The sequence below is a fragment of the Pseudomonas sp. NFACC08-1 genome, from assembly GCF_900106735.1.
GTDB lineage: Bacteria > Pseudomonadota > Gammaproteobacteria > Pseudomonadales > Pseudomonadaceae > Aquipseudomonas > Aquipseudomonas fluorescens_Q.
In genome coordinates this window covers 73,777-98,676 of record NZ_FNNL01000005.1, presented here as the reverse complement: position 1 = coordinate 98,676, position 24,900 = coordinate 73,777, and the positions used below count along the sequence as shown (strand labels likewise).

Annotated in this window: 22 protein-coding genes; 9 read left to right on the top strand and 13 right to left on the bottom strand. The window is 61.5% G+C overall.

All coding sequences use genetic code 11. The annotated features are described in order from the left end of the window. Positions 1-139: 139 nt before the first annotated feature. Positions 140-1,066: a GGDEF domain-containing protein gene (locus tag BLU76_RS12405; RefSeq protein ID WP_092222884.1), complete on the top strand. Its 927-nt coding sequence runs from the start codon at positions 140-142 to the stop codon at positions 1,064-1,066. Between the two features lie 140 nt (positions 1,067-1,206). On the opposite strand, the gene BLU76_RS12400 is transcribed toward BLU76_RS12405, so the two are convergent. From BLU76_RS12400 to BLU76_RS12370, 7 genes are all read right to left on the bottom strand, one after another. Next, entirely contained in the window at positions 1,207-1,977 is a 771-nt protein-coding gene (locus tag BLU76_RS12400) for an iron-containing redox enzyme family protein (RefSeq protein WP_219737843.1), read from the bottom strand. A 77-nt stretch (positions 1,978-2,054) separates the two neighbouring features. Beyond that, complete coding sequence (locus tag BLU76_RS12395) at positions 2,055-4,514, bottom strand: EAL domain-containing protein (protein WP_063322365.1); 2,460 nt, start codon at positions 4,512-4,514, stop codon at positions 2,055-2,057. 190 nt (positions 4,515-4,704) lie between these two features. After that, positions 4,705-6,531 carry an ABC transporter ATP-binding protein gene (locus BLU76_RS12390; protein WP_092144926.1) on the bottom strand — a complete coding sequence of 609 codons (1,827 nt, stop codon included), beginning with the start codon at positions 6,529-6,531 and terminating at the stop codon, positions 4,705-4,707. Next, positions 6,524-7,126, bottom strand: a complete 603-nt coding sequence (locus BLU76_RS12385; protein ID WP_170845901.1) for a DsbA family protein — start codon at positions 7,124-7,126, stop codon at positions 6,524-6,526. The genes BLU76_RS12390 and BLU76_RS12385 overlap by 8 nt, the downstream gene beginning before the upstream one ends. Before the next feature lie 36 nt (positions 7,127-7,162). Next, positions 7,163-8,104, bottom strand: coding sequence for an oxygen-dependent tRNA uridine(34) hydroxylase TrhO (locus BLU76_RS12380; RefSeq protein ID WP_063322368.1), 942 nt, complete (start codon positions 8,102-8,104; stop codon positions 7,163-7,165). A gap of 268 nt (positions 8,105-8,372) precedes the next feature. Then, positions 8,373-8,672, bottom strand: a complete 300-nt coding sequence (locus BLU76_RS12375; RefSeq protein WP_014337210.1) for a BolA family protein — start codon at positions 8,670-8,672, stop codon at positions 8,373-8,375. Between the two features lie 12 nt (positions 8,673-8,684). Then, on the bottom strand, positions 8,685-9,206 hold the full coding sequence (locus tag BLU76_RS12370) for a DUF2059 domain-containing protein (protein WP_042732949.1): 522 nt from the start codon (positions 9,204-9,206) through the stop codon (positions 8,685-8,687). 202 nt (positions 9,207-9,408) lie between these two features. On the opposite strand from BLU76_RS12370, the gene BLU76_RS12365 reads away from it, so the two are divergent. After that, entirely contained in the window at positions 9,409-10,803 is a 1,395-nt protein-coding gene (locus tag BLU76_RS12365) for a class II fumarate hydratase (protein ID WP_063322369.1), read from the top strand. Positions 10,804-10,932: 129 nt separating this feature from the next. Here the strand turns inward: BLU76_RS12365 and BLU76_RS12360 are convergent, their stop codons facing one another. After that, entirely contained in the window at positions 10,933-11,895 is a 963-nt protein-coding gene (locus tag BLU76_RS12360; RefSeq protein ID WP_063322370.1) for a DMT family transporter, read from the bottom strand. A gap of 190 nt (positions 11,896-12,085) precedes the next feature. On the opposite strand from BLU76_RS12360, the gene BLU76_RS12355 reads away from it, so the two are divergent. Further along, on the top strand, positions 12,086-12,283 hold the full coding sequence (locus BLU76_RS12355; protein WP_063322371.1) for a DUF6316 family protein: 198 nt from the start codon (positions 12,086-12,088) through the stop codon (positions 12,281-12,283). A 151-nt stretch (positions 12,284-12,434) separates the two neighbouring features. Here the strand turns inward: BLU76_RS12355 and BLU76_RS12350 are convergent, their stop codons facing one another. Then, positions 12,435-13,619: a thiolase family protein gene (locus BLU76_RS12350; protein ID WP_092222882.1), complete on the bottom strand. Its 1,185-nt coding sequence runs from the start codon at positions 13,617-13,619 to the stop codon at positions 12,435-12,437. A gap of 103 nt (positions 13,620-13,722) precedes the next feature. Next, positions 13,723-15,240 (bottom strand): polyphosphate:AMP phosphotransferase, encoded by a 1,518-nt coding sequence (gene pap / locus BLU76_RS12345; RefSeq protein ID WP_092222880.1) that lies wholly within the window; start codon positions 15,238-15,240, stop codon positions 13,723-13,725. A 151-nt stretch (positions 15,241-15,391) separates the two neighbouring features. Between pap and mnmC the strand changes: the two genes are divergently transcribed. The 5 genes from mnmC to BLU76_RS12320 all read left to right on the top strand — a co-directional run bounded on the left by mnmC (position 15,392) and on the right by BLU76_RS12320 (position 22,948). Next, positions 15,392-17,374 carry a bifunctional tRNA (5-methylaminomethyl-2-thiouridine)(34)-methyltransferase MnmC2/FAD-dependent 5-carboxymethylaminomethyl-2-thiouridine(34) oxidoreductase MnmC1 gene (gene mnmC, locus BLU76_RS12340; RefSeq protein WP_092222878.1) on the top strand — a complete coding sequence of 661 codons (1,983 nt, stop codon included), beginning with the start codon at positions 15,392-15,394 and terminating at the stop codon, positions 17,372-17,374. Positions 17,375-17,651: 277 nt separating this feature from the next. Continuing rightward, complete coding sequence (locus BLU76_RS12335) at positions 17,652-19,424, top strand: N-acetylglutaminylglutamine amidotransferase (protein ID WP_092222876.1); 1,773 nt, start codon at positions 17,652-17,654, stop codon at positions 19,422-19,424. Positions 19,425-19,427: 3 nt separating this feature from the next. Further along, complete coding sequence (ngg, locus tag BLU76_RS12330) at positions 19,428-21,173, top strand: N-acetylglutaminylglutamine synthetase (RefSeq protein WP_092222874.1); 1,746 nt, start codon at positions 19,428-19,430, stop codon at positions 21,171-21,173. A 179-nt stretch (positions 21,174-21,352) separates the two neighbouring features. Beyond that, a complete protein-coding gene (locus BLU76_RS12325; RefSeq protein ID WP_092222872.1) occupies positions 21,353-22,543 on the top strand; it encodes an osmoprotectant NAGGN system M42 family peptidase in 1,191 nt (396 codons plus the stop codon). 177 nt (positions 22,544-22,720) lie between these two features. After that, positions 22,721-22,948: a YheU family protein gene (locus BLU76_RS12320; RefSeq protein ID WP_003199186.1), complete on the top strand. Its 228-nt coding sequence runs from the start codon at positions 22,721-22,723 to the stop codon at positions 22,946-22,948. Here BLU76_RS12320 and csrA read toward each other — a convergent pair. The 3 genes from csrA to BLU76_RS12305 all read right to left on the bottom strand — a co-directional run bounded on the left by csrA (position 22,937) and on the right by BLU76_RS12305 (position 24,494). After that, on the bottom strand, positions 22,937-23,137 hold the full coding sequence (gene csrA, locus BLU76_RS12315; protein ID WP_092144941.1) for a carbon storage regulator CsrA: 201 nt from the start codon (positions 23,135-23,137) through the stop codon (positions 22,937-22,939). The two genes, BLU76_RS12320 and csrA, sit on opposite strands and share 12 nt — an antisense overlap. Before the next feature lie 151 nt (positions 23,138-23,288). Then, positions 23,289-23,621, bottom strand: a complete 333-nt coding sequence (locus tag BLU76_RS12310; protein WP_063325143.1) for a YnfA family protein — start codon at positions 23,619-23,621, stop codon at positions 23,289-23,291. 57 nt (positions 23,622-23,678) lie between these two features. Next, positions 23,679-24,494, bottom strand: coding sequence for an SDR family oxidoreductase (locus BLU76_RS12305; RefSeq protein ID WP_003199173.1), 816 nt, complete (start codon positions 24,492-24,494; stop codon positions 23,679-23,681). A 232-nt stretch (positions 24,495-24,726) separates the two neighbouring features. Here BLU76_RS12305 and BLU76_RS12300 point away from each other — a divergent pair, with 232 nt between their 5' ends. After that, a complete protein-coding gene (locus BLU76_RS12300) occupies positions 24,727-24,879 on the top strand; it encodes a DUF3309 family protein (protein ID WP_018606531.1) in 153 nt (50 codons plus the stop codon). Positions 24,880-24,900: the final 21 nt, after the last annotated feature.

The window sequence follows — 24,900 nt, the reverse complement described above, 5'->3', positions numbered from 1 at the left end:
GACGAGACTTATGCCTGCCAGGGAAAGCAGACTAAACTCAAATCAGTGTCCTACGGGACTGAAGGACCAGTACGACGCGCAGCCCAAAGCCGCCACACCCAACCTGCCAGGACAGATTTAGCTTAGGGGCTAACGCCATATGAAAACGCCCACCCAGATCAACGCGATTGACTTCGACAGCGCCAAATTGCAGCGTCTGGGTCTTGGCCAGCCATCGCCGCTCGCGGCACGCTCCATCAGTCTTTCGCAATTGCGCCAGCAACTGAGCCAACAGCTGCAGACCAGCCTGGAGCCACAGCGAATCCTCGGCCTGTTTTTCCGGGAAATCCAGCGGCTGGTGCCCCTGGATGCGCTGGCTTACCAGCACAAAGCCAGTGATTTGCGCCTGGAGTTCGGGCAACGCGGGCATCACACCCTCAGCTATAACCTCAGCCATGAAGGCGAACACCTGGGCGAACTGGTATTCCGTCGCAACCAGCGCTTCACCGAAGCCGAACAAAGCGACCTTGAATCCAGCATGTCGGCGCTGCTGTATCCACTGCGCAACGCGTTGCTCTATCGGGCCGCCACCCAGAGCGCCCTGCGCGATCCGCTGACAGGTACCGGCAACCGCATTGCCATGGACCAGACGCTGATGCGTGAAATCGACATGGCCAAGCGTCATTCGCAACCCTTGTCGGTGCTGATGCTCGACATCGACCATTTCAAGCGCATCAACGATAGCCATGGTCACGGCGTTGGCGACGAAGTGCTCAAGGCCGTGGCCGAGTCGATCAAGGGCCAACTGCGCAACGTGGACATGGTGTTCAGGTTCGGCGGTGAAGAGTTTCTGATCCTGCTGGCCAATACCAGCCGGGATGCTGCGGCCATGGTCGGGGAACGACTGCGCTACGCCGCCCAGGCCCAGGATTATTTCGCCGCGAGCACAAGGATCGAGCTGACGGTCAGCCTGGGTTGCGCCACCCTGCTACCGGGGGAATCATCGGAAAGCCTGCTGCGCAGGGCTGACAGCGCACTGTACGTGGCCAAGCGCGAAGGCCGTAATCGACTGGCGATGGCTGGCTGAAAACCTCTGTGCAAGCGAGATTGTGTGGGAGCGAGCTTGCTCGCGATAGCGGTCTTGCAGTCAACCTCCCCGTCGACTGTCCAGACCTCTTCGCGAGCAGGCTCGCTCCCACAGGTTGTGGCTATCTGTAGCGGTAGTAATCAGCTCCCGGCCAGTGCCAGGCGCTCACGGGTGGATGAGGACTTGCTCACCGTCTCCGACTGCTCCAGTTGCATGCAACGCTCCAGGAACAGGTACATGTAGTCATAGCTCTTGCAGACGGCCTGGCGCAGCTCCGTTTGCAGGGCTTTGCTTGGGTTCATCCCCGCCAGCGTACAGATGATTTCCAGGGCTTCCCAAGGATGGGCATCGTCGTACTGGGCATGCATCTTCAGCCATTTCATCGCCCGCTTGCGGTCTTCCTCGGCGAAAGCGGCCGCGTAGACACCGCTGGAACACACGAGCGCCGACCACTCACCCGTGGCCCCCTCAATGGCATAGTTGGTCGCGGCGATGGCCACGATCAGCGAATCCGAGGAACTGGTGTGCCAGCACCAGTGGCTCAAGGCATGCAGCTCAGGCGGCACATGCTGGGCTTGCAGGTCTTCCAGGGTCACGCCGTGGGCGGCGCTCCAGTTGACCCAGTAGTCGGCATGGTTGAGTTCGACACGAATGTTGCGCATCAGCCAGCGACGCGCCATGTCCTCACCGGGGTGGCGGGCAAAGCGGGTCTTGGTGAGGTTCTGTGCCATGTATAAAGCGAACTGTTCGACGACCGGCCAACCACCAATGAGGTAGTGGCGCATGGTCCTGGCGCTGAGCTTGTTGTCGCGCATGCGCTGGTACAGTTCGTGTTCGACAACCCGGCGCTTGCTCTCGCTGCAATCGGTAATGAGCTGCTGTGCCCATTTCGGATAGCTCGTGGCGTCCATGAGCGGGCCTGTTCGGTTGAATGTGTCGATCACTGTCGGGCTCCTTTTGATTGTGATTTTCCAGATCAGCAAGAGTTTCAGCGGAACGTGCCGGGGGCCTTGAATAACAACGGCTGCGGCCGGGCCGGCCGACATTGCAACGTGTCACAGGTAAACAATTGCGGGCGTTCGATCACATACCCCTGAGCGTAATCCACCCCTATCTCCAGCAATGCCTGCTCGATCTGGGCGGTCTCAACAAACTCGGCAATCGTGCGCTTACCCATGACGTGGCCGATGTGATTGATCACTTCGACCATTGCTCGGTTAATCGGGTCGTCCAGCATATCCTTTACGAAACTCCCGTCGATCTTCAGGAAGTCTACAGGTAAATGTTTCAGGTAGGCGAATGAAGACATTCCGGCGCAAAAGTCATCCAGCGAGAAGTAACATCCCAAGCTCTTGAGTTCATTGATAAAGCGGATCGCACTGCCCAAATTCGAAATAGCGCTGGTTTCTGTAATTTCAAAACAAATCATTTCCGGCGGAATCGAGTAGGCCACGAACTGTTTACGCAGGAAATCGAGGAATGCCTGGTCTCCAATCGTTGTGCCTGACAGATTGATCGCACACATCGCCATAGGCCCCTGTCGCGAATCATTCAGGCACTGGCGGATGATCTTGAAGACATTCTCCACCACCCAACGGTCCAGGGAGGTCATCAGGCCGTAGCGTTCCGCCGCGGGAATGAAGCTGTCCGGCAGGATCATCCGCCCGGCTTCGTCATGCAGGCGCAACAGGATCTCAATATGCCCGCCGCCATGGTCGCCCGGGCCCAACGCGGCGATTTCCTGGGCGTAGAGGCAGAAGCGATTTTCCTCCAAAGCCATGTGCAAGCGCTGGACCCAGGCCATTTCGCCAAAACGCAGGGACAGCTCCGAGTCGTCGGCATGATAGACCTGGACCCGGTTGCGGCCCTTTTCCTTGGCCATGTAGCAGGCCATGTCGGCAGCCCGCAGGGACGCCTCGAGGGTCGTCGGTGTCTGGGCGATATGCACCAGGCCGATGCTCACGGTGGTCACGAACGGCCGGCCCTTCCAGACAAAGTGCAGGTTCTGCACGGTCTGGCGCAGCCCTTCGGCAATTTTTTCCGCCGCTTCCGGCGAACAGTTCTCCAGCAAGATCCCGAACTCATCCCCGCCCAGCCGGGCCAGGGTGTCGTTTTCCCGTAGCCCCGATTGCAGCAAGGCGCAGATATGGCGCAACAATTCGTCACCCGCTGCATGGCCGCAGGTGTCGTTGACCAGCTTGAACTGATCCAGGTCGAGAAACATCAAGGCATGACGCCCGACCTGGCGAGTGAGGTTGTGCAAGGCCTGCTCGAGGCGATACTCGAATTCCCGGCGGTTCGCCAGGCCAGTCAGGGCATCATGAGTAGCCTGCCACGACAGGTTGGCGATGTATTGGCGCTCCTGGGTCATGTCATGCAACACCAGCACGGCGCCGCTGACCTTGCCCGCATGACGGATTGGCGCGCCCACCAGGGTGACCGACACGGTACTGCCATCCAGGCGCTGGATCAGCTTGGAATGTTCGCTGGCACCGCTGAGCCGACCGCTGAGGATGTGCTCGATCAGGGTCAGTCCCTCGGTCTGGGCATTGTCATCGAGCAAATTGAACAACGCGGCCAAGGGCAAGCCCGTCGCATGTTCAGCCTTCCAATGGGTCATCGCTTCGGCAGCGGGGTTCATGTAGGCGATGGCACCTTCGACGTCGGTGGTGATGACCCCGTCGCCAATGGATTGCAGGGTGATCTGCGCCCGCTCTTTCTCCATCTGCAGCGCGTTGGCGAACACCTGCCGCTGGGCGAGCAATTTATGGGTCCGCAACAACGCCAGGACGATCAGTCCCAGGGCGGTGGCGAAATTGGTCACCAACAAAAGCTGCAGGATGAAACGCGAGCCCTCGCCCAATGCGTCGCTGAAGGCCTTGGCAGCCGGGGTAACGGAATCGTTGATCGCAAAGATCTGGGCCTTCCAGCCGCGGATATCCACCTCCGACGCCTGGCCTGCGGTAATGCTGTTGTGCATCTGCCGGGCGACGTTATCCAGCTCGATCAGGTAGCCGTCGCCCACCGTCCAGAGATCGATGGCTTCCTCCAGGTAACTGAAGTGACGAAAATTGAGGTACAACCAGATCAAGCTGGAAACGTCATCCGGATGGTTGCCACCTTGGAGAATCCCGGCCCGTGCAGCTTCGAGATCCGGCGGTTCGCGATCCAGCGCCACGCGCAGTTCATGGCCGCCCTCGGGGACGGCGATGGCTTGCTGGTATTTGCGGAAAATCGCCTCGTCGCGGCTGTCGGCGTAGAGGTTGAGATAATAGATGGCGTCTTTCTGGCCCTTGGACCAGAGACTCTCCCCCGCCACATAGCCGCGAACGGCAGACAGCACGTAAAGGCTGACGCCGCCAAGCAATGCCTGAAATAGCACGACGGCAATAAAGGGCCAGACGATGCCTAGCAGCCGTGGTGTTCCGAGAGTCTGCTTTTGCTTCATGAGGTCCCTTGCACAGGTATTGCCAGACGAACACCCGCCAGAATTCCGCTCCTGACTCAATAGCCTAGGCTAGTTTTCAACCTTTCGAATGAATGGATGAACAGATCGACAGACTTTGCGTGGAATTCAGAAAAATCGGCGTGTTTGCCTGCTTTTTTTCCGATACTAAGCGCAGAAAAGCGCTAGAAACTCAAGGCTGCTGAATCTGTTGCAAATGACCATAGAGTCGCGCGTACAGGCCACCTTCGGCAATCAGCTGCAAATGGTCGCCGTCTTCGGCGATTTGCCCACCGTCGAACACCAATACCCGATCGGCCTGCTTCACCGCCGAGAGCCGGTGGGCGATGATCAGCGTGGTGCGTGCGCTCAAAAAACGCGCCAGTGCCTGATGAAGGTTGTACTCGGTCGCCGCGTCCAGTGCCGAGGTGGCTTCGTCGAGAATCACCACCCGTGGGTCGGCCAATACCATGCGAGCGATGGCCAGCCGTTGACGCTGTCCGCCCGACAGCCGCACCCCGGAACGCCCAACGACGCTCTCCAGGCCCTGGGGCAGCGCCCGTACGGTGGCATCGAGCTGGGCGATTTCCAGAGCACGCCAGCAGTCGTCGTCACTGCACTCACGGCCCATGGCGAGGTTTGCCCGCACCGTATCGTTGAACAGCGCCGGATGTTGCAACACCACTGCAACATTCTCCCGGATGGTCTCCAGGCCGATCTCCTGTTGCGTGGCGCCACCGAAACGAATGCTGCCTGACTGTGGCGTGTACAGCCCCAGTAACAACTGCACCAGGGTGCTCTTGCCACCGCCGCTGGCCCCGACGATGGCGACTTTCTCGCCCGGCGAGATGGACAGGTTCAACTGGTTGAGCACCAGTTCCTCGCCGTAGCCGAAACTCAACCCCTGGATCTCGATGCCCACCGTGTCACGGCCCTTGAACGGATCGACGACGCCCGTGTACTGGGGCTCGTCGGCCCGGGCCAGCAGTTCATTGATCCGGTTCAAGGCACCGCCGGCGGCGTAATAGGCGTACTGCAGGTTCAACAGTTGCTCGACCGGACCGATCATGAACCAGAGATAGCTGAACACCGCCAGCATCTGGCCGATGGACAGGTCGGAAAACACCACGGTGAGCATGGCCGCCGCGCGAAAAATATCGATGCCGAACTGGAACAGCAAACCACTGGCGCGGTTCGAGGCATCGGTTTTCCACTGCGAACTCACGGCGTAATCGCGGACCTCCTTGGCGCGCATCCCCAAGCGGCCAAGAAAATACCCCTGGCGGTTACCGGCGCGCACTTCCTGGATGGCATCCAGGGTTTCGGTCAAGGCCTGGGTGAAGCGCGAGGTGCTGTCGTTCTCCAGCTTCTTGAGGTGCTTGACCCGCTTGCCCAACTGCACCGTGGCGTAGATCACCAACGGATTGAACAGCAGGATCAGCAGCGCCAGCTCCCAGTGCATCCACACCAGGATCCCGGCGGTGCCCACCAGGGTCAGCATCGCCACCAGGAAACGACTGAGGGTTTCGCCGATGAATTTGTCCAGGGTGTCCAGGTCGGTGACCAGATGGGCCGCCACGGTACCGCTGCCCAGGCTTTCGTATTCGCCCAGGGAAATTCGCTTGAGACGTTCGATCAAGCGGATGCGAATGCGATAGACGATGTCCTTGGCCAAGCGGGCGAACAAGCGCGCCTGCAGCACGTTGAACAACAATGCGCCACAGCGCAGGGCCAGGGTTACCAGCAACATCAGTCCAATGTAGCCGGCCGCGCGCTGCCAGCCCATGGGCAACGCCTGGTTCATGACTTTCAGGGCCGTATCGCCATGCCCCAGCAGGACTTCATCCACCAGCAACGGCAATAGCAACGGGATCGGTACGCTGCACAGCGTGGCCAGCACGGCCACGCCATTGGCGATCCACAGGGCTTTTTTATGCTTGAGGGCCAGGCGACGGATTTCCGCCCAACTCAACCGGTCGATGCGCTGCGAGGCCGATGTATCTGGTGGCCGGTCAGGCACAGGTCGCGCGCTCCAGCCAGCGGCCAAGCAAAGGCGACAGTTGGCTCAGGGGCTGGTAACCGTTGGTCAGCAAGGCCAACTGGCCATCGCGCTCGGCCAACAGTGTGGGGAACCCGGCAATGCCCAGGTCCTGTACCCAGGTGAAATCCGCAGCCGTGGCCGCATGTTGATCGGCGCGATCGAAGGCCGCGGCGAATTCGATGCGTGGCAGCCCGGCCTGTTCGGCCAGCTCCACCAGCACGCTGGCGTGGGTCACGTCGCGGCCTTGCACATAAAAAGCCTGCTGGATCAGCTTCACCAACTTCCAGGCCAGGTCCGGAGCCAGGCTGCGGGCCGTGACCAGTGCCCGGCAGGCAGGCTCGGTGTCGTAGACGAAACCATCCGGCAACGCGCCTTCAAGCTTGAAGGGCTGGCCGGTGGCCTGGGTAACGGCCTGCCAGTGTTCAAGAATGTAGCGCCGGGTGGTCGGCTCCAGCGCCGAACCGCTGCCGGTGCGCAAGCCGCCCACCACCAGGTGCAACTCCACCCCCGCGGCCTGCGCCTGCTCTACCAGCGCCTCGGCCACCGGCGCAAAACCCCAGCACCAGGAACACATCGGGTCCATCACATAGAGCAGGCGTGACGCCATGGTTCAAGCCTCGGAAGATGATTGCTTGTAGTTGTAGCCGATCGGGTGCGGCATGTTGCGAGCCTTGGCCAACTCGATCTGCTTTTGCCGGTCGATGGCACTGCGACGGGTCTTCTCGCTCAGTTTGTCCCAGCAGTGCGGGCAACTGATGCCAGGCACATAGTGCTCCGAGGCGCGGTCTTCTACGCTTACCGGAGTACGACAAGCGTGACATTGATCGTAGTCCCCTTCGCTGAGGTCGTGGCGGACGGTTACGCGGTTGTCGAACACGAAGCAGTCGCCGCGCCACTTGGTTTCTTCCTGGGGGACCTCTTCGAGGTATTTCAGGATGCCACCCTTGAGGTGATAGACCTCGTCGAAACCCTGGCCAAGCATGTAGCTGGAGGCTTTTTCACAACGAATGCCGCCGGTGCAGAACATCGCGACTTTCTTGTGCCTGGCCGGGTCGAAGTTGGCCTTGATGTATTCAGGGAATTCGCGAAAGCTGGTGGTCTTGGGGTCGATGGCGCCCTCGAAGGTGCCAATGGACACTTCGTAATCGTTACGGGTGTCGATCAACAACACTTCCGGATCGCTGATCAGTGCGTTCCAGTCCTGTGGTTCGACATAGGTGCCGACCTGCTTGTTAGGATCCACGCCTTCGACGCCGAGGGTGACGATTTCTTTTTTGAGCTTGACCTTGGTGCGGTAGAACGGCTGTTCATCGCAGTACGACTCTTTATGGTCGATGTCGATCATGCGCGGATCATTCTTGAGCCAGGCCAGCAGGCCATCGATGCCTTCGCGAGTGCCGGAAACCGTGCCGTTGATGCCTTCTTCGGCGATCAGCAACGTGCCTTTGATGCCGTTGTCGAGCATGGCCTTGAGCAAGGGCTCACGCAGCTCGACGTAATCTTCAAGGGTGACGAACTTATACAGTGCCGCCACGACAATGGGTTGTGCCATGGGTGTTTCTCCAGGTGGCTACCCTCGTAAAGGGTGAACCGGATGCGAAAAAAAACGCGCCGGGTGAGCGGCGCGTTGCGGATTCTAGCAAAAACACGGTGGCTTTAGGAGCTGCACGCGCCTGTGAGCCGGACCATTGTGGCGAGGGAGCTTGCTCCCGCTCGGCGGCGAAGCCGTCGTCTGGATCAGTTTCCAGGGGACCGCTTCGCGGTCCAGCGGGAGCAAGCTCCCTCGCCACAACAAACATCCGCGCGACAAACAACCACTTTCAGTGCTTGCTGCCGCCGGCACACGTCGGCGAAGCCGGGGCCGCGTCGATCTGGGCCCATTCTTCAGGGGTGTAGGTGTGCAGCGCCAACGCATGGAATTCGCCCATCAGCTCGCCCAGCGTGCCGTAGACCTTCTGGTGACGCTTGACACGATTGAGCCCTTCGAACTGCTGGCTGACCACCACGGCCTTGAAGTGGGTCTGCAGGCCACGGCTGTGCATGTGGCTTTCATCCAGCACTTGCAAGTGCTCGGGCTGCAAGAGCCCGAGTGTCGATTCGATGCGTTGTTGCATGCTCATACCAGGCTCCGCTTACGGCTTTTTCTTGGCAGGGGCGGCGGCTTTTGGCTCGAGCTCGGCCGTCATGTCCGCCAGCAGCTTGTTGACCACCGGCACCGCGCTTTCAAGCTTGGCCTGGGTCAGTTGGGCTGATTGCTGGGTCAGTTGCGGCATTTTTTCCAGGACTTTCTTGCCCAGTGGCGATTGATAGAAAGCGACCAGGTCCTTGAGCTCCGATTCGCTGAAGTTGCTGGTGTAGAGCTTGACCATGTCCGGCTTGAGCTTGTTCCAGCCGATAGCTTGGTCCAACGCGGCATTGGCCTTGGCCTGGTAGGTTTCCAGGGTGGCTTTTTTCGACTCAGGGGCCTTGGTCTGTTCAAAGCGCTGGGCAAACATCTGCTGCACTTGCATGTATACCGGAGTGCCCAGTTTGTCAGCGTGCGCCAGGGTCAGGAACGCTTCGGCGCTGGCGTTGTGGCTGGCGGTATCGGCGAAAACAGGGCCGCTGGCACACACCAGAGCAACTGCGGTACAGATGGCACGAAGACGGGTCATCGAGTTTCCTTTCATTACAGGCGAGGTAGAACCCCAAGGGCGACCATTCTGCGCCTAAAAAACGCTGGGCCTCAACCCCGATGCTTGCCGGGTCCGATTGACGGGCCGAACCCACCGCTCCTGGATTGAAGGATGATTGAGGGAACCGGTGCCGCCCATCTGGGCCTAAACTGCGCATTCAGCCCTTAAGGAGTTTGACCCGATGAGCCGTATCGAAACCGACAGCCTTGGCCAGGTTGAAGTCCCGGACGACGCCTACTGGGGCGCCCAGACGCAGCGTTCCATGATCAACTTCGCCATTGGCAACGAACGCATGCCACTGTCGGTGTTGCACGCCTTGGCACTGATCAAGAAAGCCGCCGCACGGGTCAATGATCGCAATGGCGACCTCCCCGCCGACATCGCCCGCCTGATCGAACAGGCCGCCGACGAAGTGCTGGCCGGCCAGCATGACGACCAGTTCCCGCTGGTGGTCTGGCAGACCGGCAGCGGCACCCAGAGCAACATGAACGTCAACGAGGTGATCGCCGGGCGCGCCAACGAACTGGCCGGCAACCCCCGCGGTGGCAAGAGCCCCGTGCACCCCAACGATCACGTCAACCGCTCGCAGAGCTCCAACGACTGCTTCCCCACCGCGATGCACATTGCCGCTGCCCAGGCCGTCCACCAGCAATTGTTCCCGGCCATCAGTGAGCTGTCCGGCGGCCTGGCGGAACTGGCGGCGCGCCACATGAAACTGGTCAAGACTGGCCGTACCCACATGATGGATGCCACGCCAATCACCTTTGGCCAGGAACTGTCGGCGTTCATTGCTCAACTCGATTACGCCGAACGAGCGATCCGCGCCGCGCTACCGGCGGTCTGCGAACTGGCCCAAGGCGGCACGGCGGTCGGCACCGGGCTCAATTCGCCCCATGGTTTCGGCGAAGCGATTGCCGCTGAACTGGCGGCGCTGTCGGGCCTGCCATTCGTCACCGCGCCGAACAAGTTTGCCGCGCTGGCCGGCCATGAACCCTTGACCGCCTTGTCCGGCGCCCTGAAAACCCTCGCCGTGACCCTGATGAAAATCGCCAACGACCTGCGCCTGCTGGGTTCCGGGCCGCGGGCGGGGTTTGCCGAAGTGAAATTGCCGGCCAACGAACCGGGCAGTTCCATCATGCCCGGCAAGGTCAACCCGACCCAGTGCGAAGCCTTGTCGATGCTGGCCTGCCAGGTCATGGGCAACGACGTGACCATCGGCTTTGCCGCCAGTCAGGGGCATTTGCAGTTGAACGTGTTCAAACCGGTGATCATCCACAACCTGCTGCAATCGATCCGGCTGCTGGCCGATGGCTGCAGCAACTTCCAGCAGCACTGCATCGCCGGGCTCGAGCCGGATGCCGAGCAGATGGCCGCGCACCTGGAACGCGGGTTGATGCTGGTGACCGCGCTGAACCCGCACATCGGCTACGACAAATCCGCCGAGATCGCCAAGAAAGCCTACGGCGAAGGGCTGACCTTGCGTGAAGCGGCACTGCAACTGGGGTACCTGACCGATGAAGAGTTCGATGCCTGGGTGCGACCGGAGAATATGCTGGAGGCCGGTAGCCAGGGCTGAAGATTTGCGGTGACCGATAACCTGTCTTCGCGAGCAAGCCCGCTCCCACAATGGATTGGGGTCGGATACACAACCTGTGTCCGATGAGATCGAATGTGGGGGCTTGCTCGCGAAGAACGATAACGCGGTCTATCGCTCTACAACCATCCGCTGCCGCCGGGCCTTGAGCCCGGCGATCAGCGAGGGCCCCAGGGCGACCAACGCCGAACCCAGCACCACCAGCACCGCCCCGCCATACCCCAGCAAATTGATCTGCTCGGCATGGACATAATCAGGCCACCACCAGGCCGCCATCGCCACCGCGGCGAACGTCACCAGCGGCGTGATCGCCAAGGTCGCACTGACCCGCGACGCCTCCCAATGGGCCAAGGCTTCGGCAAACGCGCCATAGGCAATCAACGTGTTGAGGCAGCAAGCGAGCAACAACCAGCCTTGCAACGGACTCAATTGCAGCGCCTCCAACGGGTGCACCCAGGGGGTGAGCAGCAACGCGCAGAACAGGTAGATCACCATCATCACCTGCAACGAATTCCACACCGTCAACAGTTGCTTCTGGCCCAAGGCATAGAAGGTCCAGACCGTCGACGCCAGCAACACCATCAGCACCCCGGCGGTGTAGTCGCTCAGGGACGTCAGCAACTCACCCAGGCGCTGGTTGAAAAACAGCGTAAAACCGATCAGCAACACCAGCAGGCCGATGCCCTGCCCCACGCTGAAGCGCTCCTTGAACACGAACAGGCTGGCGACCAGCAACATGATCGGCCCCATCTGCACCACCAGTTGCGCGGTGCCGGGGCTCAAGCGATTCAGGCCCATCAGGTACAACACGTAGTTGCCCACCAGCCCGAGCACCGCCATCGCCACCAGCCAGCCTCCGCGCGGGCCAAGGACCTTGTGACTGGGCAGACGCCGGGTGGCCGCCAAATAGATGAACAGCAAACCGCCGGACACCAGCAAGCGAAACCAGGTCACGGTGACCGGGTCCATCACTTGCAGCACTTGCTTGAGCTTGATCGGCAGGATTCCCCAGAGCAGGGCAGTCAGCAGGGCGAGGAACAGGCCGTAGACCCAGCGACCGGACGATATGTGCATGCAACCCTCGAAGCCCAAGACAAAGGACGTCCATTCTAGGCGTCTATTGCGTCACGACACAGGGACAGTTGGGCAGAGGCCGCCCACGGGATTGTATGGGTCGTAGCCGTCGATCGGCTGGGCAGGCGGGAATCAGGGACAACACATATGCTCATTTGAAACAGACCTTGCTGCACTCTGGAGACCCGACATGCTTGGAAAACGCGCCTTGGATCCCGCCCCTACGACTATTTTTCGCAGTGACCGGATCTGCCGGGTCAACGGCGAGTTTTATTTCAATACACGTGAGGGCACCCAGGAGGGTCCGTTCGCCACCCGCGAGGCGGCAGAGCGGGAAATAGAGGCGTATATCGGCCGGATGCTACAGCTGACGCAGGTTGCCAGCTAGGCAGGATGTGGCGAGGGAGCTTGCTCCCGCTGGGCCGCGAAGCGGCCCCTGTTCAATCAGCACGGTACTGATAAGCCGGCGACTGCTTCGCAGCCGAGCGGGAGCAAGCTCCCTCGCCACAGATTGCCCCCCCAACCTCTTCGGCAAACGGTTAACGAACCACCTCAAACAACCCCGTAGCCCCCATCCCACCGCCCACGCACATGGTTACGACACCGTAGCGCAGGTTGCGTCGCTGCAGCTCGCGCACCAGGTGCCCCACTTGCCGCGAGCCGGTCATGCCGAATGGATGGCCGATGGAGATCGAGCCGCCGTTGACGTTGTATTTCCCGGGATCGATTTCCAGTCGGTTGCGGCTGTACAGGCACTGGGAAGCAAAGGCTTCGTTGAGTTCCCACAGATCGATATCGGCGATCTGCAAGCCCTTGGCCTTGAGCAGCTTGGGCACTGAAAACACCGGGCCGATGCCCATCTCGTCCGGCTCGCAACCGGCCACGGCGAAGCCGCGAAAAAACGCCTTGGGCTTGAGCCCCAGCGCCAGGGCTTTTTCCAGGCTCATCACCAAGGTCATCGAAGCCCCGTCGGACAACTGCGACGAGTTGCCCGCCGTCACCGAACCGTCTTCGGCGAACACCGGTTTCAGGCCTGCCAGGCTTTCATAGGTGGTGTCCGGGCGATTGCAATCGTCGCGATCGACCACACCGTCGAGGACCTGCACAGCGCCAGTGTTCTTGTCCTCGACCCGGTACTTGACCGCCATCGGGATGATTTCGTCATCGAACAACCCGGCCGCCTGGGCCTTGGCGGTGCGCTGCTGGCTCTGCAAGGCGTAGCGGTCCTGTTCCTCGCGGCTGACCTGGTAACGACGGGCAACGATCTCGGCCGTCTGGCCCATGGGGAAATAGATCCCGGGCACCTGCTCCTTGAGCAGCGGGTTGATCAGGTGGTCGGTGTTGACGCTTTTCATCGTCAGGCTGATGGACTCCACGCCGCCCGCCACGATGATGTCGCTGCAACCGGAAGCGATCTGGTTGGCGGCGATGGCAATGGCTTGCAGGCCCGAGGAACAGAAGCGGTTGAGGGTCATGCCGGCGGTGCCGGTGCCCAATCGCGAGAGCACCGCCACGTTACGCCCGATGTTGTAGCCCTGGGCGCCTTCATTGGACCCGGCCCCGACGATGCAGTCCTCGACACTGGCGGGGTTGATGTCGTTGCGCGCCAGCAAGGCATCGACACAATGGGCCGCCATGTCGTCTGGACGGGTCATGTTGAACTTGCCGCGAAAGGACTTGGCCAGGCCGGTCCGTACGCTGTCGACGATCACCACTTCACGCATGGCTGTACCTCATTGTTGTAGTCGGTTGAGAGTGAATCGAGCATAAATCCACTGCATAACCGACTGCGACAATCATTCACCTCGCGTATGCGCCTCCATCGCCCTAGCCCTTCTTTTTCTTGCGAGCCTGCTTTGCACTCCGCTCGAAAGCCGCTTCCAGCGCCTGGTTGAGGGTGCGCAACACCTTGACCCGCGCCCAGCGCTTGTCGTTGGCTTCCACCAAGGTCCAGGGGGAAATCTCGGTGCTGGTGCGGTCGACCATGTCGCACACCGCGGCCCGGTAAGCGTCCCACTTGTCGCGGTTGCGCCAGTCATCCTCGGTGATCTTGAAGCGCTTGAACGGAATATCCTCGCGCTCCTGGAAACGCTCCAGCTGGGTTTGCTTGTCGATGGCCAGCCAGAACTTGACCACCACCACGCCGGCGTCGGCGAGCTGTTCCTCGAAATCGTTGATTTCCCCGTAGGCCCGCAGCCAGTCGGCCTGGCTGCAAAACCCTTCGACCCGCTCCACCAGCACCCGACCGTACCAGGAGCGGTCGAACATGGTGAACTTGCCGCGTGCGGGAATATGCCGCCAGAAGCGCCACATGTAGGGGTGGGCGCGCTCTTCTTCCGTGGGCGCGGCAATGGGCACGATGCTGTATTGGCGCGGGTCCAGGGCCGCCGTGACCCGCCGGATAGCCCCGCCCTTGCCCGCCGCGTCATTGCCTTCGAACACCGCTACCAGGGCATGCTGGCGCATGCGCTTGTCCCGCAGCAGGCCAGAGAAGCGCGCCTGCTCGGTGATCAATTGTTCTTCGTAGTCGGCTTTGTCCAGGCGCCGGGTCATGTCCAGGCTGTCGAGCAACGTGATCTGGCCATCCAACTCGGGCAGCGGCGCCACGCTGACCTTTTGCGGCCTGATCTTCGGCCGGTCCAGGGCCTGGCGCAAACCGTCGAGCAAGATCCGCCCGACGGTGAGGCTGCGATAATAGCTGTCCATGCCTTCGATCACATGCCACGGCGCGTAATCGCGACTGGTGCGGCGCAGCACACGCTCGCCGTATTTGACGAACTTGTCATAGGTCTGGGATTGCTGCCAGTCCAGCGGGCTGATGCGCCAGCTGTGCAGCGGGTCATCCTTGAGCCCCTTGAGCCGGGCCTTCATCTGCTTCTTGGACAGGTGGAACCAGAACTTGAAGATCAGCGCGCCTTCGTCGCAGAGCATTTTTTCCAGGCGCTCGGCACCGGCAATCGCCTGGTCGAGCCGTGGGTCCTTGAACTCGCCATGGACCCGGCCCTGCAGCATCTGGCTGTACCAGTTGCCGAAGAAAATTCCCATGCGCCCCTTGGCCGGCAGCATTCGCCAATAGCGCCACGCCGGAGGCCGCGCCAATTCCTCGTCGGTCTGTTGGTCAAAGGTGCGCACTTCGATCAGCCGCGGATCCATCCATTCGTTGAGCAACTTCACCGTCTCGCCCTTGCCCGCGCCTTCGATGCCGTTGATCAACACGATGACCGGAAACCGACCCTGCTGCTGCAACTCGAACTGCGCTTCCAGCAGTGCTTCACGCAGGGCCGGCACCTCGGCTTCAAAGGTTTCTTTATCGATGACGTGACCGATTTCAGCGGATTCGAACATGGACAGCTCCTTCCAGGGATTGGGGCAAGACTAGCGGATTGGATGCGGCCCTGTGCAGCAGATTCCATCAAGAACAACGCTGTGTTGCGATGGGTCAAGCAAGCCGATACCGATCGGCTAGAATGGCCGCTCAGTTTCGACCGAGCCTGCCATGACGCCTGTACAGCACCACGCCCAACTCGACTGGGACGACCAGGGTCGCCCGCGCTCGCGGGTATTCGACGACGTGTATTTCTCCGATCAGTCCGGGCTGGAAGAAACCCGTTACGTGTTCCTCGAGCAGAACAACCTGGCCGAGCGCTTTGCCGCGCTGCCCGCCGACGGGCGCCTGGTGATCGGCGAAACCGGCTTTGGCACCGGCTTGAACTTCCTCTGCGCCTGGCAGTTGTTCGAACAATGCGCGCCGACCGGGGCGCGGCTGCATTTCGTCAGCGTCGAGAAGTACCCATTGACCCCGCAGGACCTGTGTCGGGCCCTGGCCCTCTGGCCGCAGCTCGCCCTCCAGACCGAGCAACTGCTTAAGCAATACGTGGCGATACATCAGGGTTTCCAGCGCCTGGTCCTGGCCAATGGGCGGGTGACGCTGACCCTGTTGATCGGCGATGCCCTGGAGCAATTGCCGCAGTTGGACGGGCAGATCGACGCCTGGTTCCTGGACGGTTTCGCACCGGCCCGAAACCCAGAGATGTGGACCGCCGAGCTGTTCGCCGAACTGGCCCGGCTGGCCGCTCCCGACGCCACCCTCAGCACCTTCACCAGCACCGGTTGGGTCAGGCGTTTGCTGAACGCGGCGGGCTTCAAGATGAAGCGCACGCCGGGCATCGGCCATAAGTGGGAAATCCTGCGCGGTGTGTTTCTTGGCTGGCCGGAGCAGACACCGGCGCCGGCCTCGGCAAAACCCTGGTATGCCCGCCCCTTGCCGCCCATCGGCGAGCGCCGGGCCCTGGTGATCGGCGGCGGCCTGGCCGGTTGTGCCAGCGCTGCCAGCCTCGCCGCGCGTGGCTGGCAGGTGACGCTGCTGGAGCGTCATGCCGGCTTGGCCGAGGAAGCCTCCGGCAACCCCCAGGGCGTGCTGTATCTCAAGCTATCGGCCCACGGCACGGCGTTGTCGCAGATGATCCTCAGCGGTTTCGGCTACACCCGGCGCGTGTTGGAACAACTGCAACGCGGCATTGACTGGGACGCCTGCGGGGTCTTGCAACTGGCCTTCAACAGCAAGGAAGCCGAGCGTCAGGCACAACTGGCCGAGGCGTTCCCAAGGGATTTGCTGCACCCCCTCGATCAGTGCGAGGCGCAAGTGCGGTCCGGCATCGGCCTGGCCTGTGGTGGTCTGTTTTATCCCGAGGGCGGCTGGGTGCATCCACCGGCCTTGTGTCGCTGGCAAGCCTCAGGCACGGCGATCGACGTGCAGCCCCATCATGAAGTGCTGCAATTGCGCCGCGTGGACGGCCAGTGGCAGGCATGGGACGGCGAACGATGCCTGGCCAGCGCACCGGTGGCGATCCTCGCCAGCGCCGCCGAAATCAAACGTTTCGAACCGGCCGCCGACTTGCCGCTCAAGCGTATTCGCGGGCAAATCACCCGGTTGCCGCAAACCACCCGCAGCCAGAGCCTGGCGACCGTGGTTTGCGCCGAAGGCTATGTGGCCCCGTCGCGGCTGGGCGAGCACACCCTGGGCGCCAGTTTCGATTTCAACAGCGACGACCTGACGCCCACCGCCGCCGAGCACGCCGGCAACCTGCAGATGCTCGAAGAAATCTCCCAAGACCTGGTGGATCGCCTGAACGCCGGCAGCCTGGACCCGGAACGCCTCGAAGGCCGTGCGGCATTCCGTTGCACCAGCCCGGATTACTTGCCGATTGTCGGACCGTTGGCGGATAGGCAGGCGTTCAGCGAGGCCTATTCGGCCCTGGGCAAAGACGCCCGCCAAGTGCCAGACACCCCCTGCCCGTGGTCCGAGGGTTTGTACATCAACAGCGGCCATGGCTCCCGTGGCCTGATCACTGCACCGCTGTCGGGCGAACTGATCGCCGCCTGGCTGGACAACGAGCCTTTGCCGCTGCCCCGCAGCGTGGCCGAGGCCTGCCATCCGAACCGATTTGCGTTGCGGGCATTGATTCGGGGCAAGGCCTGACACCCTTTAATGGTGTGCCCCAATCCCTTGTGGGAGCGAGCTTGCTCGCGATGGCGGTGGATCAGTTGGCATCTGAGTTGACTGCCCCACTGCTATCGCGAGCAAGCTCGCTTCCACAGGTTCCTCTTATCCCGTGAGGCATGGGGCACCCCCTACCCGCCGGCTTATAACGCATCGATCTAAAACTCACAGCAATCCCTCCGGTCAGTTTCAGGGTACCCGCCCTTTTGGTGGGTGCGGCTTGACCCCTCCCCAACGGAAAAACCGGTAAGGACTTATGTGCGGATTAGCTGGAGAGTTACGTTTCGATCAACAACCTGCGGACCTTGCGGCCGTAGAGCGAATCACCCATCACCTGGCCCCTCGCGGCCCCGACGCCTGGGGTTTTCATAGCCAGGGACCCATTGCCCTTGGGCATCGGCGCCTGAAAATCATGGACCTGTCGGACGGCTCGGCCCAGCCGATGATCGACAATCAGCTGGGCCTGTCCCTGGCCTTCAACGGCGCGATCTACAACTACCCGGAGCTGCGCAGCGAACTCGAAGGCCTGGGCTACACCTTCCATTCCGGTGGCGACACCGAAGTGCTGCTCAAGGGCTATCACGCCTGGGGCGAAGCGCTGCTGCCCAAGCTCAACGGCATGTTCGCCTTCGCCATCTGGGAACGCGATGCCAAGCGCCTGTTCATCGCCCGCGACCGCCTCGGCGTGAAGCCGCTGTACCTGTCGCGCACCGGCCAACGGCTACGTTTCGCCTCGGCATTGCCGGCGCTGCTCAAGGGCGGCGATATCAACCCGATGCTCGACCCGGTGGCCCTCAACCATTACCTGAATTTCCACGCGGTGGTCCCGGCGCCCCGCACCTTGCTGGCGGGTGTTGAAAAACTGCCGCCCGCGACCTGGATGCGCATCGAAGCCGACGGCAGCACCGAGCAGAAAACCTGGTGGACCCTGCCCTACGGACCACGGGCCGACGAACTGCACCTGAACCTGGAAGACTGGATCGAGCGCGTGCTCGACAGCACCCGTGAAGCGGTCGCCATTCGCCAACGCGCCGCCGTGGATGTCGGCGTACTGCTTTCCGGTGGCGTGGATTCAAGCATGCTCGTGGGCCTGCTGCGGGAAGTCGGCGTAGAGGACCTGTCGACCTTCTCTATCGGTTTCCAGGATGCCGGTGGCGAGCGCGGTGACGAGTTCCAGTATTCGGACCTGATCGCCAAGCACTACGGCACCCGCCACCACCAACTGCGTATCGACGAAAAAGAGATCATCGAGCAACTGCCGGCAGCGTTCCGTGCCATGAGCGAACCGATGGTCAGCCACGACTGCATCGCCTTCTATCTACTGTCGCGGGAAGTGGCCAAGCACTGCAAAGTGGTGCAAAGCGGCCAGGGCGCCGACGAGCTGTTCGCCGGTTACCATTGGTACCCGCAGGTCGATGGTGCCAGCGATCCCTACGCGGCCTATCGCGCCGCGTTCTTCGACCGCAGCCATGAAGAATATGCCGCCACCGTGCAGCCCAAATGGCTGACGGCCAACGACGCCGCCGGCGACTTCGTCAAGGAACATTTCGCCCAGCCCGGGGCCGATGCCGCGGTAGACAAGGCCCTGCGCCTGGACAGCACCGTGATGCTGGTGGACGACCCGGTCAAGCGCGTCGACAACATGACCATGGCCTGGGGCCTGGAAGCGCGCACACCCTTCCTGGACTACCGCCTGGTGGAACTCTCGGCCAGGGTCCCCGCGAAGTTCAAGCTACCCGATGGCGGCAAACAGGTACTCAAGGAAGCCGCCCGGCGGGTGATCCCCGGCGAGGTCATCGACCGCAAAAAAGGCTATTTCCCGGTACCAGGCCTCAAGCACCTGGAAGGCAACACCCTGGCCTGGGTTCGCGAACTGCTGCTGGATCCGAGCCAGGACCGCGGCCTGTTCAACCCGGCCATGCTCGACCGCCTGCTGACCGACCCCAACGGCCAGCTCACGCCATTGCGCGGCTCACGACTGTGGCAACTGGCGGCGCTGAACCTGTGGCTCAGCGAGCAAGGAATCTGATCGATGAAACCTCATGCAACGGTTCACAACCAACGCCTCTTGCGCGGCCAGGCGCCCTCCTACGAACGCCTGCAGGCACGCCTGGCCGAAGACGGCAGCGAATTGGGCGCCGACCCGATCGCGGTGCATTGCGGCTGGGGCCGACTTTTGATCGGCCACACCTTCCCGGACCCGGCAAGCCTGGCCCGGGAACTGCTCAACGAACACCCCGGCGAAAGGGACATTGCCTTATACGTGGCCGCGCCCCAGCAAGTGCTGGGGCTGGAACCGGCCCAACTGTTCCTCGATCCGTCCGACACCTTGCGCCTGTGGTTCAGCGACTATCGCCAGGCCACGCGGGTGTTTCGCGGCTTTCGGATTCGCCGGGCCCAAGGCGAGACCGACTGGCAGGCCATCAACCAGCTCTACCAAGCCCGGGGCATGTTGCCCATCGACCCACTGCGCCTGACCCCGCGCCATGAGGGTGGCCCGGTCTACTGGCTGGCCGAAGATGACGACACCGGTGCGGTGATCGGCAGCGTCATGGGCCTGAATCACCAGAAGGCCTTCAACGACCCGGAAAACGGCAGCAGCCTCTGGTGCCTGGCCGTGGACCCGCAATGTCCGCGGCCCGGTGTTGGCGAAGTGCTGGTGCGTCACCTCATCGAGCATTTCATGAGCCGTGGCTTGAGTTACCTCGACCTGTCGGTGTTGCACGACAATCGCCTGGCGAAAAACCTCTACGCCAAACTCGGTTTTCGCAATCTCTCGACCTTCGCCATTAAACGCAAGAACGGCATCAACCAGCCGTTGTTCCTGGGGCCAGGCCCCGAAGCGCAGTTCAATCCTTATGCGCGCATCATTGTCGAAGAAGCTCACCGCCGAGGCATCGACGTACAGGTAGACGATGCCGAAGCCGGCTTGTTCACCCTGGTCCATGGCAGCCGCCGGGTCCGATGCCGCGAATCCTTGAGCGACCTGACCAGCGCCATCAGCATGACGCTGTGCCAGAACAAAAGCCTGACCCACAAAGTGCTGAAAAGCGCCGGCCTGAACCTGCCGGCCCAACAGTTGGCGGGCAATGCCGATGACAACCTGGCGTTTCTCGACGAGCACGAACGGGTGGTGGTCAAGCCGCTGGACGGCGAACAGGGCCAAGGCGTGGCGGTGGATTTGCGCACCATCGAGGAGGTGCAGAGCGCCATCGAAGCGGCCCGGCAATTCGATAGCCAGGTCTTGCTGGAAAGTTTCCACGAGGGTCTGGACCTGCGCATCCTGGTGATCGGTTTTGAAGTGGTGGCGGCGGCGATCCGGCGCCCGGCGGAGGTGATCGGCGATGGCCGGCACACCATCGGCGCGTTGATCGAAGCCCAGAGCCGCCGACGCCAAGCGGCCACGGGCGGCGAAAGTAAAATCCCGATGGATGGCGAGACCTTGCGCACACTCAACGCGGCGGGGTTCGACTACGACAGCGTGCTGCCCGCTGGGGAGCACCTGTTCGTACGGCGTACGGCGAACCTGCATACCGGCGGCGTGCTGGAGGATGTCACCGGGATCCTGCATCCGACCCTGGTCGATGCGGCGGTGCGCGCCGCACGGGCGCTGGACATCCCCATGGTCGGCCTCGACCTGCTGGTACCGGCGGCCGATCAACCCGAGTACGTGTTCATCGAAGCCAACGAACGCGCAGGCTTGGCCAACCACGAACCACAACCCACCGCCGAGCGCTTTGTGGATCTGTTGTTTCCCCATAGCCAGGCGGTGGCCTAGCCCTTCTTCTGTGGCTAGGGAGCTTGCTCCCGCTGGGCTGCGAAGCAGCCCTTCTCCGTTGCCCTCCGGGTCTGTGCATTGACCTGGAGCTCAAAGGGGACCGCTCGCGGTCCAGCGGGAGCAAGCTCCCTCGCCACAAGGTTCCCCTAATTCAACTTAATGTTCCGTGAGGAGTTTCCATGATCAGCAAAATTCCAGAACCGGATCTCGAATACCTGCAGAAAGTCCTGCTGGAAATGCTCGCCATTCCCAGCCCTACCGGCTTTACCGACACCATCGTGCGTTATGTCGCCGAGCGGCTCGAAGAGCTGGGGATCGCTTTTGAAATGACCCGCCGTGGCACAATCCGCGCCACGCTCAAGGGGCGCAAGAGCAGCCCCGACCGGGCCGTGTCGGCGCACTTGGATACCATCGGTGCCTCAGTGCGGGCCATCAAGGACAACGGCCGCCTGACCCTGGCCCCGGTGGGTTGCTGGTCCAGCCGATTTGCCGAAGGCAGCCGGGTCAGCCTGTTTACCGACACCGGCGTGATCCGTGGCAGCGTGCTGCCGTTGATGGCGTCCGGGCACGCGTTCAATACCGCCGTGGATGAACTGCCCATCAGTTGGGACCACATCGAGCTGCGCCTGGACGCCTACTGCGCCACGCGCGCCGATTGCGAAACCCTGGGGGTGGGCATCGGTGATTACGTCGCCTTCGATCCCCTGCCGGAATTCACCGAAAGCGGCCACATCAGCGCCCGGCACCTGGACGACAAAGCCGGGGTCGCAGCCCTGTTGGCGGCGCTCAAGGCGATTGTCGAGAGCGGCGAAGAACTGCTGATCGATTGTCACCCACTGTTTACCATCACCGAGGAAACCGGCAGCGGTGCAGCGGCAGCACTGCCCTGGGATGTCAGCGAATTTGTCGGCATCGACATCGCGCCCGTCGCCCCTGGCCAGCACTCGAGCGAACATTCGGTCAGCGTGGCGATGCAGGACTCCGGAGGCCCCTACGACTATCATCTGTCGCGGCACTTGCTGAAACTGGCCAAGGAGAACGAGGTACCGGCACGCCGCGACCTGTTCCGCTACTACTTCAGCGACGCTCATTCGGCCATCACCGCCGGCCACGACATCCGTACCGCCCTGCTCGCCTTCGGCTGCGACGCCACCCATGGCTACGAACGCACCCACATCGACAGCCTGGCCGCCCTCAGTCGCCTGCTCGGCGCCTACATCCTCAGCCCGCCGGTGTTCGCCAGCGACGCGCAACCAGCCCAAGGCTCACTGGACCGCTTCAGTCATCAGATCGAACACGATACCCAGATGGAAAGCGATACCCGGGTGCCATCGGTGGATAGCCTGGTGGGGCAGCGCTCCGATAGCTGATCCAACATTCACTGTCTGGGCTATTACCATCGCGAACAAGCTCGCTCCCACACTTGAAATGCATTCCTGTGGTAGCGAGCTTGCTCACGATGAGGCCAGAACGGCCCCACAAACCCAAGGCTAGCCGCAAAAGCCCATTGGCCGTAGCATCGTCCCATTGTCTAGCCGAGGTACCCCATGCTCATCCCCCACGACCAACTCGAAGTCGACACGCTCACCCGCCTGATCGAGGATTTCGTGACCCGCGACGGCACCGACAATGGTGACGACACCCCCCTGGAAACGCGGGTTCTGCGGGTCAGGCAAGCCCTGACCAAAGGCCAGGCGTTGATCGTCTTCGACCCCGAAAGTGAACAGTGTCAACTGATGCTCAAGCACGACGTGCCAAAACACCTATTCGACTGAACAGGCCTTGCGAGTGGCCTGGGCCTTTTTCTTCTGGATCTTGTCGTAGATTTCGGAGCGATGGACATCGACGTGCCTTGGCGCTTCCACGCCGAAACGCACCGTGCCGCCGCTGACCGACAGCACACGGACGGAAATATCGTCACCAATGGAAATCAACTCACCTACAGCGCGGCTTAATACAAGCATGGTTCTTGTCCTTAAGAATGTCTGGACCCTGACCATGCCCGGCCTGTTCCCCGTTCTCAAGACACCCGCGAGAATTCAGTAAGGCCCTACAAGCAAAGTTCTTGCGACTGACGGAAACTTCCTGCAAAACCCTGTCGGACTACCGGTTATTTCAGGGTGCCGAGAACCGCGGGCCGAATAGAATCACACTCGCCCCCAAGACGCAGAGTGCCACGCCAATCCAGTCGGACCCCAGTGGCCGCACCCGCTCAACCACCGCCAGCCAGCCGATCGACGCAATGATATAGAGGCCGCCATAAGCGGCGTAGGCGCGCCCGGCGTACGTCGCTTCGACGCGGGTCAACAACAGGGCGAACAACGTGAGACTGAGCAACGCCGGGGCGATCCACCAGGCACTCTTGCCCTGGCGCAACCACATCCAGAAGGCGTAGCAGCCCGCGATCTCAAACAGGGCGGCGAGAAAAAACCACAGGTAATTGAGCATGCAGATGTCCATCAGGAAGGCCGAATGGCGCCATCCTGAGGACATCGGGCACCCAGGTCAATTGAGGTTTTGCCGGGCCTTGGCGCGCATCTTGTCAGCCATGACGGTCATTTCGTCGTACAGCAACTGTGGGTTCTTCTGCTTGAGGGCCCAAGCCATGCGTCCCTGTTCGTGGGGCAGGATCATGAACTGGCCCTGGGCGACCTGCTGATAGATGTAGTCGGCAATATCCGTGGCGCTGATCGGTGAGCTTTCCAGCAACTTGCCGACCTGGGCTTTCATGGCCGGGGTCGGGCCACGGAAGGAGTCCAACAGATTGGTCTGGAAGAACGACGGACACACTACGTGTACACCCACTTCCTGCTGCGCCAGCTCCACCAGCAGGCTTTCCGACAGCGCCACGACACCCGCCTTGGCCACGTTGTAGTTGCTCATGGCCGGGCCCTGCATCAGGGCTGCCATGGAGGCGATGTTGATGATCTTGCCACGGCTTTTTTCCAGCAGCGGCAAGAACGCCTTGCAGCCCTTGACCACACCCATGAGGTTGATCGCGATCTGCCAGTCCCAATCCTCCAGGGAAAGCTCGCTGAAGAAGCCGCCCGAGGCCACGCCGGCATTGTTGACGATGATATCGATACCGCCGAATTTCTCTTCGCAGGCCTGGGCGAACGCAGTCAATTGGCTGTAGTCGCGCACATCGCAGCGCTGGATGAAGCCGTCGCCACCGGCACCACGCACTAGCTTGAGGGTTTCCACGAGGCCCGGTTCGCTGACATCCGATAAGGCCAGGCGCCATCCTTCGCGGGCCCAGCGCAGCGCGATTTCGCGACCCAGGCCAGAGCCGGCACCAGTGATCATCATGCGATTTTGCATAGCAGACAGCCTTGTTGTTCCGGGAGAGATAGGCCGAGTGTAGCGAAGGCGTTCAACGGACCCACGCTCCATCAGAGTGCTGAATGGCGAGGGCAAACCGTAGGCGCTACAAAAACTTTGAATTTTCTACAAGGCGCAACGGTCGGACTTATTAAGCCGCCCGGATTTAACGCATGCGCGCTGGTAGTTGGAAGTTGTATCACTCCAGAACTGACCAATAAGGAAATCTACAATGGGCACAATACTTATCATTATCCTGATCCTCCTGCTGATCGGTGGTCTTCCCGTCTTCCCGCACTCAAGAAGTTGGGGTTACGGCCCGTCCGGTATCATCGGTGTGGTGTTGGTAGTGCTGTTGATCCTGCTACTACTGGGCAAGATATAAACCACTCAGTAAGCGCAAAAA

Bases quoted from the DNA above. Each gene is read 5' to 3' on its own strand.
- BLU76_RS12370 (WP_042732949.1), bottom strand. From the start codon at position 9,206: ATGACCCGTCTTCGTGCCATCTGTACCGCAGTTGCTCTGGTGTGTGCC.
- BLU76_RS12320 (WP_003199186.1), top strand. From the start codon at position 22,721: ATGCTCATCCCCCACGACCAACTCGAAGTCGACACGCTCACCCGCCTG.
- BLU76_RS12405 (WP_092222884.1), top strand. From the start codon at position 140: ATGAAAACGCCCACCCAGATCAACGCGATTGACTTCGACAGCGCCAAA.
- pap (WP_092222880.1), bottom strand. From the start codon at position 15,240: ATGTTCGAATCCGCTGAAATCGGTCACGTCATCGATAAAGAAACCTTT.
- BLU76_RS12310 (WP_063325143.1), bottom strand. From the start codon at position 23,621: ATGCTCAATTACCTGTGGTTTTTTCTCGCCGCCCTGTTTGAGATCGCG.
- BLU76_RS12305 (WP_003199173.1), bottom strand. From the start codon at position 24,494: ATGCAAAATCGCATGATGATCACTGGTGCCGGCTCTGGCCTGGGTCGC.
- BLU76_RS12385 (WP_170845901.1), bottom strand. From the start codon at position 7,126: ATGTGTTCCTGGTGCTGGGGTTTTGCGCCGGTGGCCGAGGCGCTGGTA.
- BLU76_RS12400 (WP_219737843.1), bottom strand. From the start codon at position 1,977: ATGGACGCCACGAGCTATCCGAAATGGGCACAGCAGCTCATTACCGAT.
- BLU76_RS12350 (WP_092222882.1), bottom strand. From the start codon at position 13,619: ATGCGTGAAGTGGTGATCGTCGACAGCGTACGGACCGGCCTGGCCAAG.
- BLU76_RS12375 (WP_014337210.1), bottom strand. From the start codon at position 8,672: ATGAGCATGCAACAACGCATCGAATCGACACTCGGGCTCTTGCAGCCC.
- BLU76_RS12335 (WP_092222876.1), top strand. From the start codon at position 17,652: ATGTGCGGATTAGCTGGAGAGTTACGTTTCGATCAACAACCTGCGGAC.
- BLU76_RS12300 (WP_018606531.1), top strand. From the start codon at position 24,727: ATGGGCACAATACTTATCATTATCCTGATCCTCCTGCTGATCGGTGGT.
- BLU76_RS12325 (WP_092222872.1), top strand. From the start codon at position 21,353: ATGATCAGCAAAATTCCAGAACCGGATCTCGAATACCTGCAGAAAGTC.
- BLU76_RS12355 (WP_063322371.1), top strand. From the start codon at position 12,086: ATGCTTGGAAAACGCGCCTTGGATCCCGCCCCTACGACTATTTTTCGC.
- ngg (WP_092222874.1), top strand. From the start codon at position 19,428: ATGAAACCTCATGCAACGGTTCACAACCAACGCCTCTTGCGCGGCCAG.
- BLU76_RS12365 (WP_063322369.1), top strand. From the start codon at position 9,409: ATGAGCCGTATCGAAACCGACAGCCTTGGCCAGGTTGAAGTCCCGGAC.
- BLU76_RS12360 (WP_063322370.1), bottom strand. From the start codon at position 11,895: ATGCACATATCGTCCGGTCGCTGGGTCTACGGCCTGTTCCTCGCCCTG.
- BLU76_RS12380 (WP_063322368.1), bottom strand. From the start codon at position 8,104: ATGGCACAACCCATTGTCGTGGCGGCACTGTATAAGTTCGTCACCCTT.
- BLU76_RS12395 (WP_063322365.1), bottom strand. From the start codon at position 4,514: ATGAAGCAAAAGCAGACTCTCGGAACACCACGGCTGCTAGGCATCGTC.
- csrA (WP_092144941.1), bottom strand. From the start codon at position 23,137: ATGCTTGTATTAAGCCGCGCTGTAGGTGAGTTGATTTCCATTGGTGAC.
- mnmC (WP_092222878.1), top strand. From the start codon at position 15,392: ATGACGCCTGTACAGCACCACGCCCAACTCGACTGGGACGACCAGGGT.